Source organism: Pseudomonas fluorescens, assembly GCF_012974785.1.
Classification (GTDB): Bacteria; Pseudomonadota; Gammaproteobacteria; order Pseudomonadales; family Pseudomonadaceae; genus Aquipseudomonas; species Aquipseudomonas fluorescens_BT.
Map to the genome: position 1 here is coordinate 5,440,470 of NZ_CP027561.1, position 13,883 is coordinate 5,454,352.

Annotated in this window: 15 protein-coding genes; 8 read left to right on the forward strand and 7 right to left on the reverse strand. The window is 60.6% G+C overall.

Annotation, left to right across the window (positions count from 1 at the left end):
- Window positions 1-2: 2 nt before the first annotated feature.
- Complete coding sequence (locus C6Y56_RS24775) at window positions 3-1,439, reverse strand: cytochrome ubiquinol oxidase subunit I (RefSeq protein WP_169432007.1); 1,437 nt, start codon at window positions 1,437-1,439, stop codon at window positions 3-5.
- Window positions 1,440-1,839: 400 nt separating this feature from the next.
- On the opposite strand from C6Y56_RS24775, the gene C6Y56_RS24780 reads away from it, so the two are divergent.
- From C6Y56_RS24780 to C6Y56_RS24790, 3 genes are all read left to right on the forward strand, one after another.
- Window positions 1,840-3,078, forward strand: a complete 1,239-nt coding sequence (locus C6Y56_RS24780) for an MFS transporter (RefSeq protein WP_169432008.1) — start codon at window positions 1,840-1,842, stop codon at window positions 3,076-3,078.
- 106 nt (window positions 3,079-3,184) lie between these two features.
- Window positions 3,185-3,463, forward strand: coding sequence for a type II toxin-antitoxin system RelE/ParE family toxin (locus C6Y56_RS24785; protein WP_085747693.1), 279 nt, complete (start codon window positions 3,185-3,187; stop codon window positions 3,461-3,463).
- A 14-nt stretch (window positions 3,464-3,477) separates the two neighbouring features.
- Window positions 3,478-3,765, forward strand: a complete 288-nt coding sequence (locus tag C6Y56_RS24790; protein ID WP_045121630.1) for a HigA family addiction module antitoxin — start codon at window positions 3,478-3,480, stop codon at window positions 3,763-3,765.
- 5 nt (window positions 3,766-3,770) lie between these two features.
- Here the strand turns inward: C6Y56_RS24790 and C6Y56_RS24795 are convergent, their stop codons facing one another.
- Both C6Y56_RS24795 and C6Y56_RS24800 read right to left on the reverse strand, forming a co-directional pair.
- Complete coding sequence (locus tag C6Y56_RS24795) at window positions 3,771-4,322, reverse strand: DJ-1 family glyoxalase III (protein ID WP_169432009.1); 552 nt, start codon at window positions 4,320-4,322, stop codon at window positions 3,771-3,773.
- A gap of 66 nt (window positions 4,323-4,388) precedes the next feature.
- A complete protein-coding gene (locus C6Y56_RS24800) occupies window positions 4,389-4,838 on the reverse strand; it encodes a DUF4879 domain-containing protein (RefSeq protein ID WP_169432010.1) in 450 nt (149 codons plus the stop codon).
- 220 nt (window positions 4,839-5,058) lie between these two features.
- On the opposite strand from C6Y56_RS24800, the gene C6Y56_RS24805 reads away from it, so the two are divergent.
- Both C6Y56_RS24805 and trmA read left to right on the forward strand, forming a co-directional pair.
- Window positions 5,059-6,354 (forward strand): NCS2 family permease, encoded by a 1,296-nt coding sequence (locus C6Y56_RS24805; RefSeq protein ID WP_169432011.1) that lies wholly within the window; start codon window positions 5,059-5,061, stop codon window positions 6,352-6,354.
- On the forward strand, window positions 6,351-7,430 hold the full coding sequence (gene trmA / locus C6Y56_RS24810) for a tRNA (uridine(54)-C5)-methyltransferase TrmA (RefSeq protein WP_169432012.1): 1,080 nt from the start codon (window positions 6,351-6,353) through the stop codon (window positions 7,428-7,430). Before C6Y56_RS24805 ends, trmA begins: the two co-directional genes overlap by 4 nt.
- A 55-nt stretch (window positions 7,431-7,485) precedes the next feature.
- Here trmA and C6Y56_RS24815 read toward each other — a convergent pair whose 3' ends face one another.
- On the reverse strand, window positions 7,486-7,932 hold the full coding sequence (locus tag C6Y56_RS24815) for a hypothetical protein (RefSeq protein ID WP_169432013.1): 447 nt from the start codon (window positions 7,930-7,932) through the stop codon (window positions 7,486-7,488).
- A complete protein-coding gene (locus C6Y56_RS24820) occupies window positions 7,929-8,357 on the reverse strand; it encodes a hypothetical protein (protein WP_039771768.1) in 429 nt (142 codons plus the stop codon). The genes C6Y56_RS24815 and C6Y56_RS24820 overlap by 4 nt, the downstream gene beginning before the upstream one ends.
- A gap of 204 nt (window positions 8,358-8,561) precedes the next feature.
- Between C6Y56_RS24820 and C6Y56_RS24825 the strand changes: the two genes are divergently transcribed.
- From C6Y56_RS24825 to C6Y56_RS24835, 3 genes are all read left to right on the forward strand, one after another.
- Window positions 8,562-9,473 carry a LysR family transcriptional regulator gene (locus C6Y56_RS24825; RefSeq protein WP_169432014.1) on the forward strand — a complete coding sequence of 304 codons (912 nt, stop codon included), beginning with the start codon at window positions 8,562-8,564 and terminating at the stop codon, window positions 9,471-9,473.
- A gap of 141 nt (window positions 9,474-9,614) precedes the next feature.
- Window positions 9,615-10,055: a type II 3-dehydroquinate dehydratase gene (gene aroQ / locus C6Y56_RS24830; protein ID WP_169432015.1), complete on the forward strand. Its 441-nt coding sequence runs from the start codon at window positions 9,615-9,617 to the stop codon at window positions 10,053-10,055.
- 5 nt (window positions 10,056-10,060) lie between these two features.
- Window positions 10,061-10,915, forward strand: coding sequence for a shikimate dehydrogenase (locus tag C6Y56_RS24835; protein WP_169432016.1), 855 nt, complete (start codon window positions 10,061-10,063; stop codon window positions 10,913-10,915).
- A gap of 32 nt (window positions 10,916-10,947) precedes the next feature.
- On the opposite strand, the gene C6Y56_RS24840 is transcribed toward C6Y56_RS24835, so the two are convergent.
- Both C6Y56_RS24840 and quiC read right to left on the reverse strand, forming a co-directional pair.
- Window positions 10,948-11,625: a TetR family transcriptional regulator gene (locus tag C6Y56_RS24840; protein ID WP_169432017.1), complete on the reverse strand. Its 678-nt coding sequence runs from the start codon at window positions 11,623-11,625 to the stop codon at window positions 10,948-10,950.
- 102 nt (window positions 11,626-11,727) lie between these two features.
- A complete protein-coding gene (gene quiC, locus C6Y56_RS24845) occupies window positions 11,728-13,629 on the reverse strand; it encodes a 3-dehydroshikimate dehydratase QuiC (protein ID WP_169432018.1) in 1,902 nt (633 codons plus the stop codon).
- Window positions 13,630-13,883 lie beyond the last annotated feature (254 nt).

Consider the following 13,883-nt stretch of genomic DNA (forward strand, 5'->3'; position numbering starts at 1 on the left):
ACTCAAATCTCCTTGGTCAGGCTGCGGTCGTGTTCGGCGCCATCGTCGTCGGCAGCGGACAACGGACGGGCCGGCGTGCGTTTCTGGCCAGGACCACCCTCGTTGGTCTCCTTGCCCTCGTCGGTCTTCGGCCCTTTGCGCACCAGACGCATCATGTAGCCCAGACCCGCACCGAACAGTGCGAAGTACACCACCACGAACATGATCAGCGTGATGCTCATCTGCATGAAACTGTGGTTGGACGACGCATCCGCCGTACGCATCAGCCCATAGACCACCCATGGCTGACGACCGATTTCAGTGGTGAACCAGCCCGCCAGAATCGCGATCAGACCGGACGGCCCCATCCACAACGCCAGATACAGGAACGGCCGCGACGTGTAGAGCGTGTCACGCTTGCGCAGCCACAGGCTCCAGAGGCCGGTGAAGATCATCAGGAAGCCGAGGCCGACCATGATCCGGAACGACCAGAACACGATGGTCGAATTCGGCCGGTCTTCCGGCGGGAATTCCTTGAGCGCCGGGACTTGCTTGTCCAGCGAATGGGTCAGGATCAGGCTGCCGAGGTACGGGATCTCGACGGCGTATTTGGTCTTTTCTTCCTTCATGTCCGGCCAGCCGAACAGGATCAGCGGCGTCGCTTCGTTACCGACGTTTTCCCAGTGACCTTCGATCGCGGCGATTTTCGCCGGCTGGTGCTTGAGGGTGTTGAGGCCGTGGAAGTCGCCGATGACCGCCTGGATCGGTGCGACGATCAACGCCATCCACATTGCCATCGACAGCATGGTGCGGATCGCCGGGTTGTCCTTGCCACGCAGCAGGTGCCAGGCGGCCGACGAACCGACGAAGAACGCCGTTGCGACGAATGCCGCCGTCGCCATGTGCATCAGGCGATAGGGGAATGACGGGTTGAAGATGATTGCCAGCCAGTCGGTCGGGATCACTTGGCCGTTGACGATCTCGAAGCCCTGCGGCGTCTGCATCCAGCTGTTGGAGGCAAGAATCCAGAACGTCGAAATCAGCGTGCCGATGGCAACCATGACCGTGGCGAAGAAGTGCAGCTTGCGCCCGACCTTATTCCAGCCGAAGAGCATCACGCCGAGGAAACCGGCTTCAAGGAAGAACGCCGTGAGCACCTCGTAGGTCAGCAAAGGCCCTGTGACGGAACCTGCGAAGTCCGAGAAGCGGCTCCAGTTGGTGCCGAACTGGTAGGCCATGACCAGCCCCGAGACCACGCCCATGCCGAAGTTGACGGCAAAGATCTTCGACCAGAAATGGTAGAGATCGCGGTAGGTGTCGTTGCCGGTTTTCAGCCACAGGCCTTCCAGCACCGCGAGATAGCTCGCAAGACCGATGGTGATTGCCGGGAACAGGATATGGAACGAGATGGTGAACGCGAACTGGATTCGGGCGAGATCTAGTGCCTCTAAACCGAACATAAGCTTTCCTCTATCAGATAACGGTTCCAAGGCTGGCGGCCTTGAACCACTGCCCCCACGGGTATGGAGTGCGGCGAACTCGGATTCGTTCTTCTTTTTACAGGCATCGCGACGCAGGGAGTCTGCCGACGGATCACCGATCAGTTCCACGAAGGGTCTTGATCTGGATCAATCAACGTAGAAAGAGTAGTCCCATTTCCGACGGGGAACCGCGTGGTCTTTTGCCGCGTGACAAGTTGCCTCACAGGCCTGGCAACGCCCCGAAATACATCCTTGGCCAGATCTGTTGTCCGGATACCGAAAAATCGATGTCTGGCTAACTAATTTTTTTGTTATGGCAACTTTCTGTTACAGACTGGTGATAATCTCGCGATTCCCCTCGATCAAGACCGGCCCGCAGATGCCCAGCCAAGAGCCCTTGCTGTTACGCCACCACCGTCCCTTTCTTGCGTTCTGGTTTGCCCGGATCTTCACCGCCAGCGGTTTTCAGATGCTCACCGTGGCGATCGGCTGGAACCTCTATCAACTGACCGGCAACGTGCTCGATCTTGGGCTGGTCGGGCTGGTGGAGTTCGCGCCGCGGGTACTGTTCATGCTGCACACCGGCCACGTTGCCGATCGCTACGATCGGCGCAAGGTCGCGGCGATCTGCCAGTCGCTGCAGGCCTTGATCGCCCTGGCACTGGCTATCGGCAGCGCTACCGATCAGGTCGCCCGGGAAATGATCTTTATCCTGGCGTTCCTGCTGGGCGCCGCGCGCTCGTTCGAGATGCCGACCACCCAGGCGCTGCTGCCGAGCATCGTGCCCAGTGCGCTGTTCCCACGGGCGGTCGCCGCCGCGCAATCCGCGCAGCAATCGGCCACCATCGTCGCCCCGGCCCTTGGCGGTCTGCTTTATGCCTTCGGCAGCGTCTGGGTGTATGGCCCGACCGTCGTTCTGTACGTCATCGCCTGCACACTGATGCTCAATCTGCCCGCGCGACAGACCCCGCTGAACAAAGGCAAGGCGACACTCGATTCGTTGTTGGCGGGAGTCCGTTTCATTCGCAGCCGCCCGGACATTCTCGGGGCGATTTCGCTGGACCTGTTCGCGGTGCTGCTCGGTGGCGCTACGGCATTGTTGCCGGTGTTCGCCAAGGACATTCTGCTGACCGGTCCATGGGGCCTGGGGTTGCTGCGTTCGGCGCCGGCGGTCGGGGCGTTGATGATGTCGCTGTTCCTGGCGCGCTTTGCCGTCGAGCGAAACGTCGGACGGGTGATGTTCACTGCCGTCGGTGTATTCGGTGTGGCTACCATCGCTTTCGGTCTGTCGACGTCGTTCTGGTTCTCACTGGCGGTATTGGTAGTGCTGGGCGCGGCGGACATGATCAGCATGGTGATCCGCGCCTCGTTCGTGCAACTGGAAACCCCGGACGAAATGCGCGGCCGGGTCAGCGCGGTGAACGGTTTGTTCATTGGCGCCTCGAACCAGTTGGGCGAATTCGAATCCGGCCTCACCGCTCACTGGTTCGGCACCGTGCCAGCCGTAGTGATGGGCGGCATCGGTACGCTGGTGGTGACCGGAACCTGGATCAAACTGTTCCCGACCCTGGCCAATCGCGACCGGATGCATGTGCCGGTGGAAGAGGTGAAGGCCTAGCTTCACGGGCTCCACCAGCGGGGCCATCCCCCAAGCACAAATAGCTCGAAAAGATGCGGTACATAGATACCGCATTGAGTGTAATGTATCGCCTTACACTCGCTGCATGATCAAATCCTTTCAGCACAAAGGCCTTCGCGGCTTCTATGAAACCGGTTCGACTCGCGGGATTCGTGCCGATCACGCTAAACGGCTGTCGCGCATGCTGCAGTTCATGGATCGCGCAGCGGCTCCCGGGGATCTGGACCTTCCCGGTTGGCGTCTGCATCCACTGAAAGGGGAGCTTTGCGAGTACTGGTCACTCAGTGTGTCCGGGAACTGGCGGGTTATCTTTCGATTTGCAGGTTCGGATATCGAACTGATCGACTATCTGGATTACCACTGACAGGAGGCAGGCTCATGCCTATGCACAACCCGCCACACCCCGGTGAAACACTGCTGATGGACGTATTGCCGGAACTTGGGATCAGCGTGACCGAATTGGCTCGGCATCTTGGATTCGCTCGTCCTCACCTTTCCCGTGTTTTGCACGGGCATGCGCCGATCAGCCCGGATCTGGCCGTGCGACTGGAACGCGCGGGGATTGGCAAGGCTCGCATGTGGCTAGGCGTTCAAACCGATTACGACCTTTGGCAAGCCGAGCACCGTGAGCAGCCAGCCATTCAACCAATCGCTGCTCACGCCTGACCTTCTCAGGCCAGCAACTCCCCCGCTACCTTCGCTCTGACGGCCTTGCCCGCCAGTTGCTCGACCAGCGTCAGCGCAAACGCAAGCGCGGCGCCGGAGCCCTGGGCGGTGATGCAATTGCCGTCGACCACCACCGGTTGATCGACAAAGGTACAACCGGACAATTGATGGCTGGCTGTGGGCAGGCAGGTCATCCGGCGTTGACGTAATACACCGAAGCTTTGCAGCGCAACCGCCGGGGCTTCGGCGATGGCGGCGAACAGGCGTCCGGCACTGGCCTGGTCCTTGAGCAATTGTTGCAAGGGCTGGTGCGCGGCAAGGTGTTGTGCGCCGACCGCTCCGCCGGGCAGGACGATCAGGTCGAAGGTCTGGGCCAGCACATCAATGAGCATGCCGTCGGCGGTCAGCCGTGTGCCTCGGGCGCAGGTCAGCATGCGCCGGCCCTCAATGCTGGCCGCTACCACTTCGACGCCGGCCCGGCGCAGCACGTCGATCAGGGTCACGCTTTGCAGATCATCGATGCCCTCGGCGAGGGTAATCAGGGCTCTAAAGGTCATGGGCGCTTTCCGCTGGGTGATCTTTAAAGCGTAGTCAGCTTTGCCCTGCCCTGTTCGCGGCAGCCGTTACTTGATGTAAAGCTGGGTCGACATCGTGTTGCGCGGGGCGTTGATCGATGTATTGCTGAAGGTAAAGGTGCCTTCCTGACGGGCCGCCAGATCGAAGGTATACAGCGAGCCGACGGTTTTGCTGCCGGGCGTGCACTCGGTCAGATTGCCGTTATCAAAGGCACACACCGGGCTTCGCGTGCCGTTCACTTCAAAGCCGTCCAGTGCCGCTTGCGGCTGGCTCTGGCCATAGCCGATTTCCAGCACATAAACCTTGATGCCCGGCGCGCTGTGATCGCAGCGGGTCTGCACCTGACCATCGGTAATGTCTTCGAGCCCGCAGGACGCCGACTGAACCTTGATGACTTTCACCTCGCTCAATGGCGGTGCCGACGCCGCGAGTGCCGCCGGTACACCGGCCAGCAGCAAGGCCATCAGTCCAGCGGTCTTCATCCAACCCTTGCTCATGCGATCCATCCCCGAAAAAACAGCGCGCAGTATGGCGTACTTGGCCGTGGTGCAAAACTTCGCCGACGATCGATACCAACATCCGCCATATTCCTCACGCTGCTGGTATGATGCGCGGCTTTTTCCGGCCCACCACAATTTTCCAGGCGCTTGCGACGGTCTGTGCTTTGCTGTTGAGGTCGATACATTCACGGCGCCACGCGCGCCCCGGGGAGCAGACATGCTGGAAAGGCTGTTTCAACTCAAGGCACACAACACCAACGTGCGGACCGAGATTCTGGCGGGCGTCACGACCTTCCTGGCCATGGCCTACATTCTGTTCGTCAACCCGAGCATCCTCGGCGAGACCGGCATGGACAAGGGCGCGGTGTTCGTCGCCACGTGTCTGGCAGCCGCCATCGGCTCCACGGTCATGGGTCTGATCGCCAACTACCCGATCGCCCTCGCACCCGGCATGGGCCTGAACGCCTTCTTTACCTACACCGTCGTGCTGCACATGGGCCACACCTGGCAGGTAGCGCTGGGCGCGGTGTTCATTTCGGCCGTGTGCTTCTTCCTGCTGTCGATCTTCCGCATCCGTGAATGGATCATCAACAGCATTCCGCTGCCGCTGCGTTCGGCGATTGCTGCCGGTATCGGTCTGTTCCTGGCACTGATCGCTCTGCACAACGCCGGTATCGTGGTCAGCAACCCGGCGACCATGGTTGGTCTCGGTGATCTGAAGCAACCGGCACCGATCCTGGCGACTCTCGGTTTCGCCCTGATCGTTGCCCTTGAAGCCCTGAAAGTGCGCGGCGCGGTGCTGATCGGCATCCTCGCAGTGACCATTGTCTCGATCGTGATGGGCTTCACCCCGTTCGGCGGCGTGACGTCGATGCCACCTTCGCTGGCCCCGACCTTCCTGCAACTGGACATCAAAGGCGCGCTGGACATCGGGCTGGTCAGCGTGATCTTCGCCTTCCTGTTCGTCGACCTGTTCGACAACTCCGGCACCCTGATCGGCGTCGCCAAGCGCGCCGGCCTGATGGGCAAGGACGGCCACATGCCGAAAATGGGCCGTGCGCTGATCGCCGACAGCACCGCGGCCATGGCCGGTTCGCTGCTGGGCACATCGACTACCACCAGCTACATCGAATCCGCTGCGGGCGTCAGTGCCGGGGGCCGCACCGGCCTGACCGCCGTCGTCGTTGCGATTCTGTTCCTGCTGGCGTTGTTCTTCTCGCCACTGGCATCGAGTGTTCCGGCCTTCGCTACCGCGCCGGCACTGCTGTTCGTCGCCGTACTGATGACTTCGGGCCTGTCGGAAATAGACTGGGAAGACATCACTGTCGCCGCGCCGGTCGTGGTCACCGCCCTGGCGATGCCATTCACCTATTCCATCGCCAACGGCATCGCCTTCGGCTTCATCGCCTGGACAGCGATCAAACTGCTGTCCGGCCGCGCCCGTGAGCTGAACCCGGCGCTGGTGATCCTGTCGATTCTGTTCGTGATCAAGCTGGGTTGGTTCAACGCATGACTTTTGATTCCCAGGCCTACGCCGCACAACTCGAAGACAAGGTCACGCGCCTGCGTGACCTGCTGGCCCCGTTCGATGCACCGGAGCCAACGGTGTTCGACTCGCCGCTGCAGAACTTCCGCCTGCGCGCTGAATTCCGCCTGTGGCGCGAGGCCGGTGAACGGCATTACGCGATGTTCTCCCAGGACGACAAACGCACGCCGATCCTGATCGAAGAGTTCCCGATCGCCAGCCTGCGCATCAACCAGCTGATGCCGCAATTGAAAGCGGCCTGGCAAGCCAGCGCGGCGCTGAGCCACAAGCTGTTTCAGGTGGAGTTTCTGACCACCCTGGCCGGCGACGCGATGATCACCCTGTGCTATCACCGTCCGCTGGATGAGCACTGGCACGCGGCGGCCACCCAGCTGTCGGCGGATCTGGGCGTCAGCATAATTGGCCGCTCCAAGGGCAAACGCGAAGTGCTCGGCCTCGATTACGTGGTCGAGAAGCTCGACGTCGGCGGCCGCACGTTCAGCTATCGTCAGCCGGAAGGCGCGTTCACCCAGCCCAACGGCACCGTGAACCAGAAGATGCTCAACTGGGCATACGAAGCACTGGGCGATCGCAGCGACGATCTGCTGGAGCTGTACTGCGGCAACGGCAACTTCACCCTGCCACTGGCAACCCGCGTGCGCAAAGTGCTGGCCACCGAAATCAGCAAGACCTCAGTCAATGCCGCACTGAGCAACCTGGCCGAAAACGCTGTGGATAACGTCACCCTGGTACGTCTGTCCGCCGAAGAGCTGACCGAAGCCCTGAACGAAGTTCGCCCGTTCCGCCGCCTGCACGGCATCGACCTGAAAAGCTACGAATTCGGCAGCGTGTTCGTCGACCCGCCACGGGCCGGCATGGACCCGGACACCTGCGAGCTGACCCGTCGCTTCGACAATATCCTGTACATCTCCTGCAACCCGGAGACTCTGGCGGCCAACATCGCCCAACTGCACGACACGCACCGCATCACCCGCTGTGCGTTGTTCGACCAGTTCCCGTGGACCCACCACATGGAATCCGGCGTGTTGCTGACTCGCCGTTGACGGCAGATGCCAGAGACAAGAAAGCCGTCCTGACCGACGGCTTTTTTGTGCCTGTTCATGACGCAGGATCAATCTTGCGCGGGCGCCCACCCTTCCTGCCGTTGGCCCGGGCAGCTTCAGCTTTCGCAGTGCTGCTCTGGCGACCGTTGCGCGAAGCGATCACCGAGGCGGCCATGGCCATCAAGGGCTGACTGGCCGAGATCATGCCGGCGATGGAAACCTGCAGGTCCTTGCCGTCGTGGCAGAGCGCGGTGCCGGCAAAGCCGACGTTCAACCCGTTGAAGTCTTCAGGTTCGAAATCATCGAACTCCCGGTAGAGATTCACCGGCAGCAATACGCCGCTGTCGTCCTCGAAGTGAATCACCAGGCATGGTTTCTGAAAGGCCACCGACACGGCTTGCAAGCTGCTGCGGCGACGCAGCCCTCCCCGCTCAACAGCTTCATCGAGGCGCTTTTCCGTTACCGGTCGATCAGCATGCAAACCGGCTTTTACTGTTTTCATAGTTCGATCTCCACACCTTCCTGAGCACCAACCAGGGCCAGCAGGGTTTTGTTTTCTTCCGGTTCGTAATATGCCGATCCGATTCTGAAGGTCGCTCCGGTGACTTCGCGCATGACCGCCACTTCGTTCGAGTCCCCGTCCCACCATTGGTTATCGAGACAGGCAGTCTGCAGACGAGTCCACCAAATTCGACGGGCCCGCCGCAGATGAACAGTTTCACGCAGCGATTGGCGCAGCCCCTCAAGCACTGCAATCGGTGGCCGACGCGACAGGGGCACCACATCCCATAACTCCACGCCGTTGTGCCAGAAGCTGAATTTGAAACGGGCACTCCATGCACCTGAATCTACGTGCGCATGGGGCGGACAATGTTCGTCTCGCAACATGATCACCACCGACAATCCCTTGTAACTGCACACTTTCATGCTAACCCATCCGTTAGGTTAAAGAGTTTCGAAAACTGCCATTCCCTGACAATTCCGACCATCGGCATTGCTGCCTTCAATGGTCATTACGTTTTCGAGCCTAGTGCGGGATTCAGGAAAGCCCTGGGCAACATGGTAAGCAGTTCTTTCGCAGCGCCCGCGCATTTGCTACATACGAAGACTCATTCCCCGGTGTACTCAATCATGCAGCGACACTTTGACGATCTTCAGCTGGGCAGCATCGAGTTGTTTTGCCTGGCTGCCGAGTGCGGCAGCTTCACCGGCGCGGCGCAGGCGGCTTCGGTAACGCCGGCAGCGGTGAGCCGCTCGGTGTCACGCATGGAGGAACGCCTGGGTGTACGCCTGTTTGCACGCACCACCCGCAGCGTGAAACTGACCGACAGCGGCCGACGTTACTACGAAGAATGCAGCCAGGCGCTGGCGCAACTGGTCGAGGCGCAACGGGAAGTCATGGGCCAGCAGCAGGAACCGTCCGGCACCTTGCGTATCAGTATTCCCACGACTTACGCCCATCATCGGATCCTGCCGCTACTGCCCGCGTTTCGTGCGCGCTTCCCACAGGTGAAGGTCGACATGCACATCAGCAATCGCAACATCGACTTCGTCGGCGAGGGCTACGACATGGCGATCCGCGTGCGAGCGATTCCCGATTCCGGCCTGATCGCCCGGCATCTGGAAGATGCGGCGCTGGTGATGGTCGCCAGCCCCGACTACCTCAAACGCGCCGGCACGCCGCAGACCCTCGAAGACCTCGAACAGCACGAATGCATTCAATACGAACTGCCCAGCAGCGGGCGGCGGATCACCTGGCTGTTTTACGATGAAGAGACACCACGGGAAATCCTCGCCGAGGGCAATTTCTGCTGCTCCGATGACGTGCTAGGTGGCGTGACCCTGGCCAAACATGGCGCCGGGTTGTTCCAGACCTATCGCTTCATTGTCGAAAAGGAACTGGCCGACGGCTCGCTGGTGGAAGTGCTCAAACCCTACAGCGGACGCTCGCGACCGTTCACGTTGCTGTACCCGCAAAATCGCCACATGCCTTTGCGTGTCAGGGCTTTCATCGATTTTCTGGTCGAGCAGTTGCCGCAGTGAATTGCACCAGTGTTCGATCACCGCACACAAAACCAGGCCGTCGATGCAGAGCAATTGATTAAAGTAACCATCTAGTACAATTTAACTCCACAAGCCGAAACCCTCGGCCCAAGCCAAAAACAATAAGTGGAGTTTGCCCCCATGCCCCCTATCGTTCTGGTGCTCAACGGCCCGAACCTGAACCTGCTCGGCACCCGTGAACCGGCCACGTACGGTCACGAAACCCTGGCCGACATCTCTGCCCTGTGCGGGCGCGCCGCCGAAGAATTCGGCCTGGCCGTGGAGTTTCGCCAGACCAACCACGAAGGCGAACTGCTCGACTGGATTCACGGCGCCCGCCAGCGTTGCGCCGGCATCGTGATCAATCCGGCTGCCTGGACGCACACCTCGGTAGCGATCCGCGACGCCCTGGTCGCCAGCGAATTGCCGGTGATCGAAGTCCACCTGTCCAACGTCCACGCCCGCGAGCCGTTCCGTCACCACTCGTTCGTCTCGGCCATCGCCACGGCCGTGATGTGCGGCTTCGGCAGCCACGGTTATCGCCTGGCCCTGGAACATTTCCACCAGCGGTTGAAGGGGTGATCCGCATGAACCACAACAACGTGATACTCGCCGGGCTGATCGGCGCCGGCATCCAGGCTTCCCGTACTCCGGCGCTGCATGAACATGAAGGCGACGAACAGGGACTGCGTTACCTGTACCGGCTGATCGATCTCGATCAACTGCAACTGGACAGCAGCGCCCTGCCCGACCTGCTGCTGGCCGCCGAGCGAATGAACTACACCGGCCTGAACATCACCTTTCCGTGCAAGCAGGCAATTATTCCGCTGCTCGATGAGCTCTCACCCGAAGCCCGGGGCATCGGCGCCGTGAACACGGTGGTGCTGAAGGACGGCAAACGCGTCGGCCACAACACCGATTGTCTGGGTTTCGCCGAAGGATTTCGTCGCGGGCTGCCAGACGTTGCCCGCGAACGTGTGGTCCAGATGGGCGCCGGTGGTGCAGGCGCGGCGGTGGCCCACGCCTTATTGAGCGAAGGCGTACAGCAACTGAGCATTTTTGATGTGGATGTCGAACGGGCCGAGAGCCTGGCGAACAACCTCAATCAACATTTCGATGCGGGCCGGGCCGTGGCCGGACACGATCTGTCGAGCGCGTTGAGTCATGCCGATGGCCTGGTGAACACCACGCCGATGGGCATGGCCAAATTGCCGGGCATGCCCGTGCCGGCCGCATTGCTGCGTCCAGAATTGTGGGTGGCGGAGATCGTGTATTTCCCGCTGGAAACCGAACTGCTGCGCAACGCCCGCGCCCTGGGTTGCCGAACCCTGGATGGCGGCAATATGGCGGTGTTTCAGGCAGTGAAGGCGTTTGAGCTGTTCAGCGGCAAAGTGCCGGATGCGCAGCGAATGCTCGCGCATTTTCAAAGCATGAACGGATAAACCCTGAGGGGGCGACGCCCCCTCGACTTCGGTCACGCCTGCAAGTAACGCAGCACCGACTCGCAAATCATCTCGCGATGACGCTGCTTGATGGTTTCATCCGGCAGGTCGATCTGAAAGATCTCACCGAACGTGTGGCGGTTGGATACGCGATAGAAACAGAACGAACTGATCAGCAGATGCACGTCCAGCGCGTCGAGCCCGGCACGGAACACACCTTCAGCGGCACCGCGCGCCAGGATCTCGCCCAGCGAATCGAGGATCGTGTTGTTCATCGCCTTGATCGCGTCGGAACGCTTCACGTACTCGGCGTTATGTATGTTTTCGATGCAGACGATGCGCACGAAATCGACGTTGCGGTCGTGGTGATCGAAGGTGAACTCCACCAGACGGCGGATCGCCTCCACCGGAGGCAGTTCGGCCAGGTGCAAACGGTTTTCGGTGCTGCGGATATCGCCGTAGAGCTTTTCCAGAACCTCGACGTACAACTGCTCCTTGCTGCCGAAGTAGTAATAGATCATGCGCTTGGAGGTGTGAATGCGCTCGGCGATCGCGTCGACACGAGCACCGGACAGACCCTGCTGGACGAACTCGACGATCGCCTCCTGCAGGATATTCTCGCGGGTCTTTTCCGGGTTGTTCTTGCGACTCTTGCGCGGCTCAACCGCGGGTAGAACGGGGGCTGCGGAAAGTTCTGAAGTCATTGTCATTGCGGGCTCACGGCCATCACTGCACAGGCTGGCGATTATGGGCCGCGCGGCACAGTGAAGGAAGCCGCGCGGCCCGTGTTTAATCCCGCGTTTACGAATTTCCTACAACTTCGCCTGGCGAACGGCACCACTGCGTGCTTTGGCCATCGCAGCCAGCCGCACCGCGACGTTGGCCGCGCCATAACCGGCATAACCGTTCTTGCGCTGGATGATCTCGAAGAAGAAACGCCCCTCGAACGGCTCGGTGTAGACGTGGAACAACTCGCCACCTTGTGCATCGCGGTCGTACAGCACGTTGTAGTACGCCAGCTCGCTGAGGAATTCGTCGTCGAAATCGAAGCGCGCCGCGAGGTCATCGTAGTAGTTGAGCGGGATATCCAGCAGCGGCACGCCCGCTTCTTTCGCCCGGCTGACCTCGGCGAAGATATCGTCACAATCGAAGGCAATGTGATGCACCCCGGAACCGCGATAACTCGACAGCGCGTGTGAGATCGCGGTGTTGCGGTTCTCGGAAATGTTCAGCGGCAGACGGATCGAACTGTCGCGACTACGCAGCGCGCGACTCTTCACCAGACCGTACGGATCCGGCAGCACCACCTCGTCATCGGCCTCGAAATCCAGCAGGCTCTTGTAGAACAGCACCCAGCTGTCGAGGCTGTCTGCCGGCAGCGCCATGGCCATGTGATCGATGCGTTTGAGACCGCCGCGAGCCACAGCATCCGGCAGAAGATTGAAATCGGTGCCGTAGACATCCGCCTCTTCATCCACCAGATAAATCAGACTGCCATCCGGCGCCCGCACCGCTGCCAACTCCAGTTCATTGGGGCCGACCAGCCCGCGATACGGCTGACCTTTATAGGCGACGGCACGGGCCAGCGCACTGGCACTGTCCTTGACCCGTACGGCAGTGGCGCACAGCGACGGGCCGTGGGCTTCGAAAAAGCTGTGGCCGAACGAATAGGGTTCAGAGTTGAGGATCAGGTTGATATCGCCCTGACGCAACAGGCTGACGCTCTTGGAGCGATGCTGGCCGGCCTTGACGAAACCCAGCCGTTCCAGCCAGTTCGACAGCTTGGCGCCCAGGCTTTCATCCACGGCGAACTCAAGAAACTCGATGCCGTTGTATTCGCTGGCCTTCGGCGTTTCGAAGAGGATGTCGCGGTTATCCACAGGGCGGATTTCCTGCTCCAGACGCTGGCGGGTTTTCTCCTCCAGGTACAGCAGCGAACGCAGACCGTCGGCCGCATTGGCCCGAGGCGGTGCGGCGCGGAAGCCGTCATTGAAGATTTCCAGCGACAGCGGTCCGGTGTAGCCGCTCTGGATAATCGGCGCGAGGAAGCCCGGCAGATCGAATTCGCCCTGCCCCGGGAAGCAGCGGAAATGCCGGCTCCACTCCAGCACATCCATCGCCAGGATCGGCGCGTCAGCCATCTGCACGAAGAAGATCTTGTCGCCGGGAATCTCGGCAATCGCCCGTGGATCGCCCTTGAGCGACAGGGTGTGGAAGCTGTCGAGCAACACGCCGAGGGCCGGGTGATCGGCCTGACGCACGATGTCCCAGACCTGTTGATACGTGTTCACATGGCGGCCCCAGGCCAGCGCTTCATAACCGATGCGCAAGCCACGGGCGCCGGCGCGCTCAGCCAGCAGGCGCAGGTCATCAATCAGGATCTGCTGGTCGCCGACACTGTCTGGCGAGGCATTGCTGCAGACCAGCACCAGGTCGGTGCCCAGTTCCTGCATCAGGTCAAACTTGCGCTCGGCCCGCTCCAGGTTGCGCTCCAGACGATCGCGGCGGCAGCCTTCGAAATCGCGGAACGGCTGGAACAGGGTGATGGCAATCCCGAGGTCGGCGCACATCTGCCTGATTTCCCGGGGACTGCCGTCGTAATACAGAAGGTCGTTCTCGAAAATCTCCACCCCGTCGAACCCGGCGGCGGCAATGGCTTCGAGCTTTTCCGGCAGGGTTCCGCTCAAGGAAACGGTGGCAATGGATCGCTGCATGATTCAACTCCCGGTGGAGACGTCGGCTACGGGGATTGCGCCGCTTTTATAAGATGAGCGAATTATTGGTCCCGGTTTTTCATTGAGCAATTTAAACTGTACTACCCGGTTAGTTTTGCGTGCGATTATCGAACACAATGCCGGTTTGGCGAATTGACGATTTTTCGTCCACTGCCCAACATCCCTTTCACCTTGAGTCCGGAACTGAACCACCGGTCGCAGCGTGCACAAAAAAAGCACACCAAATAACAAAT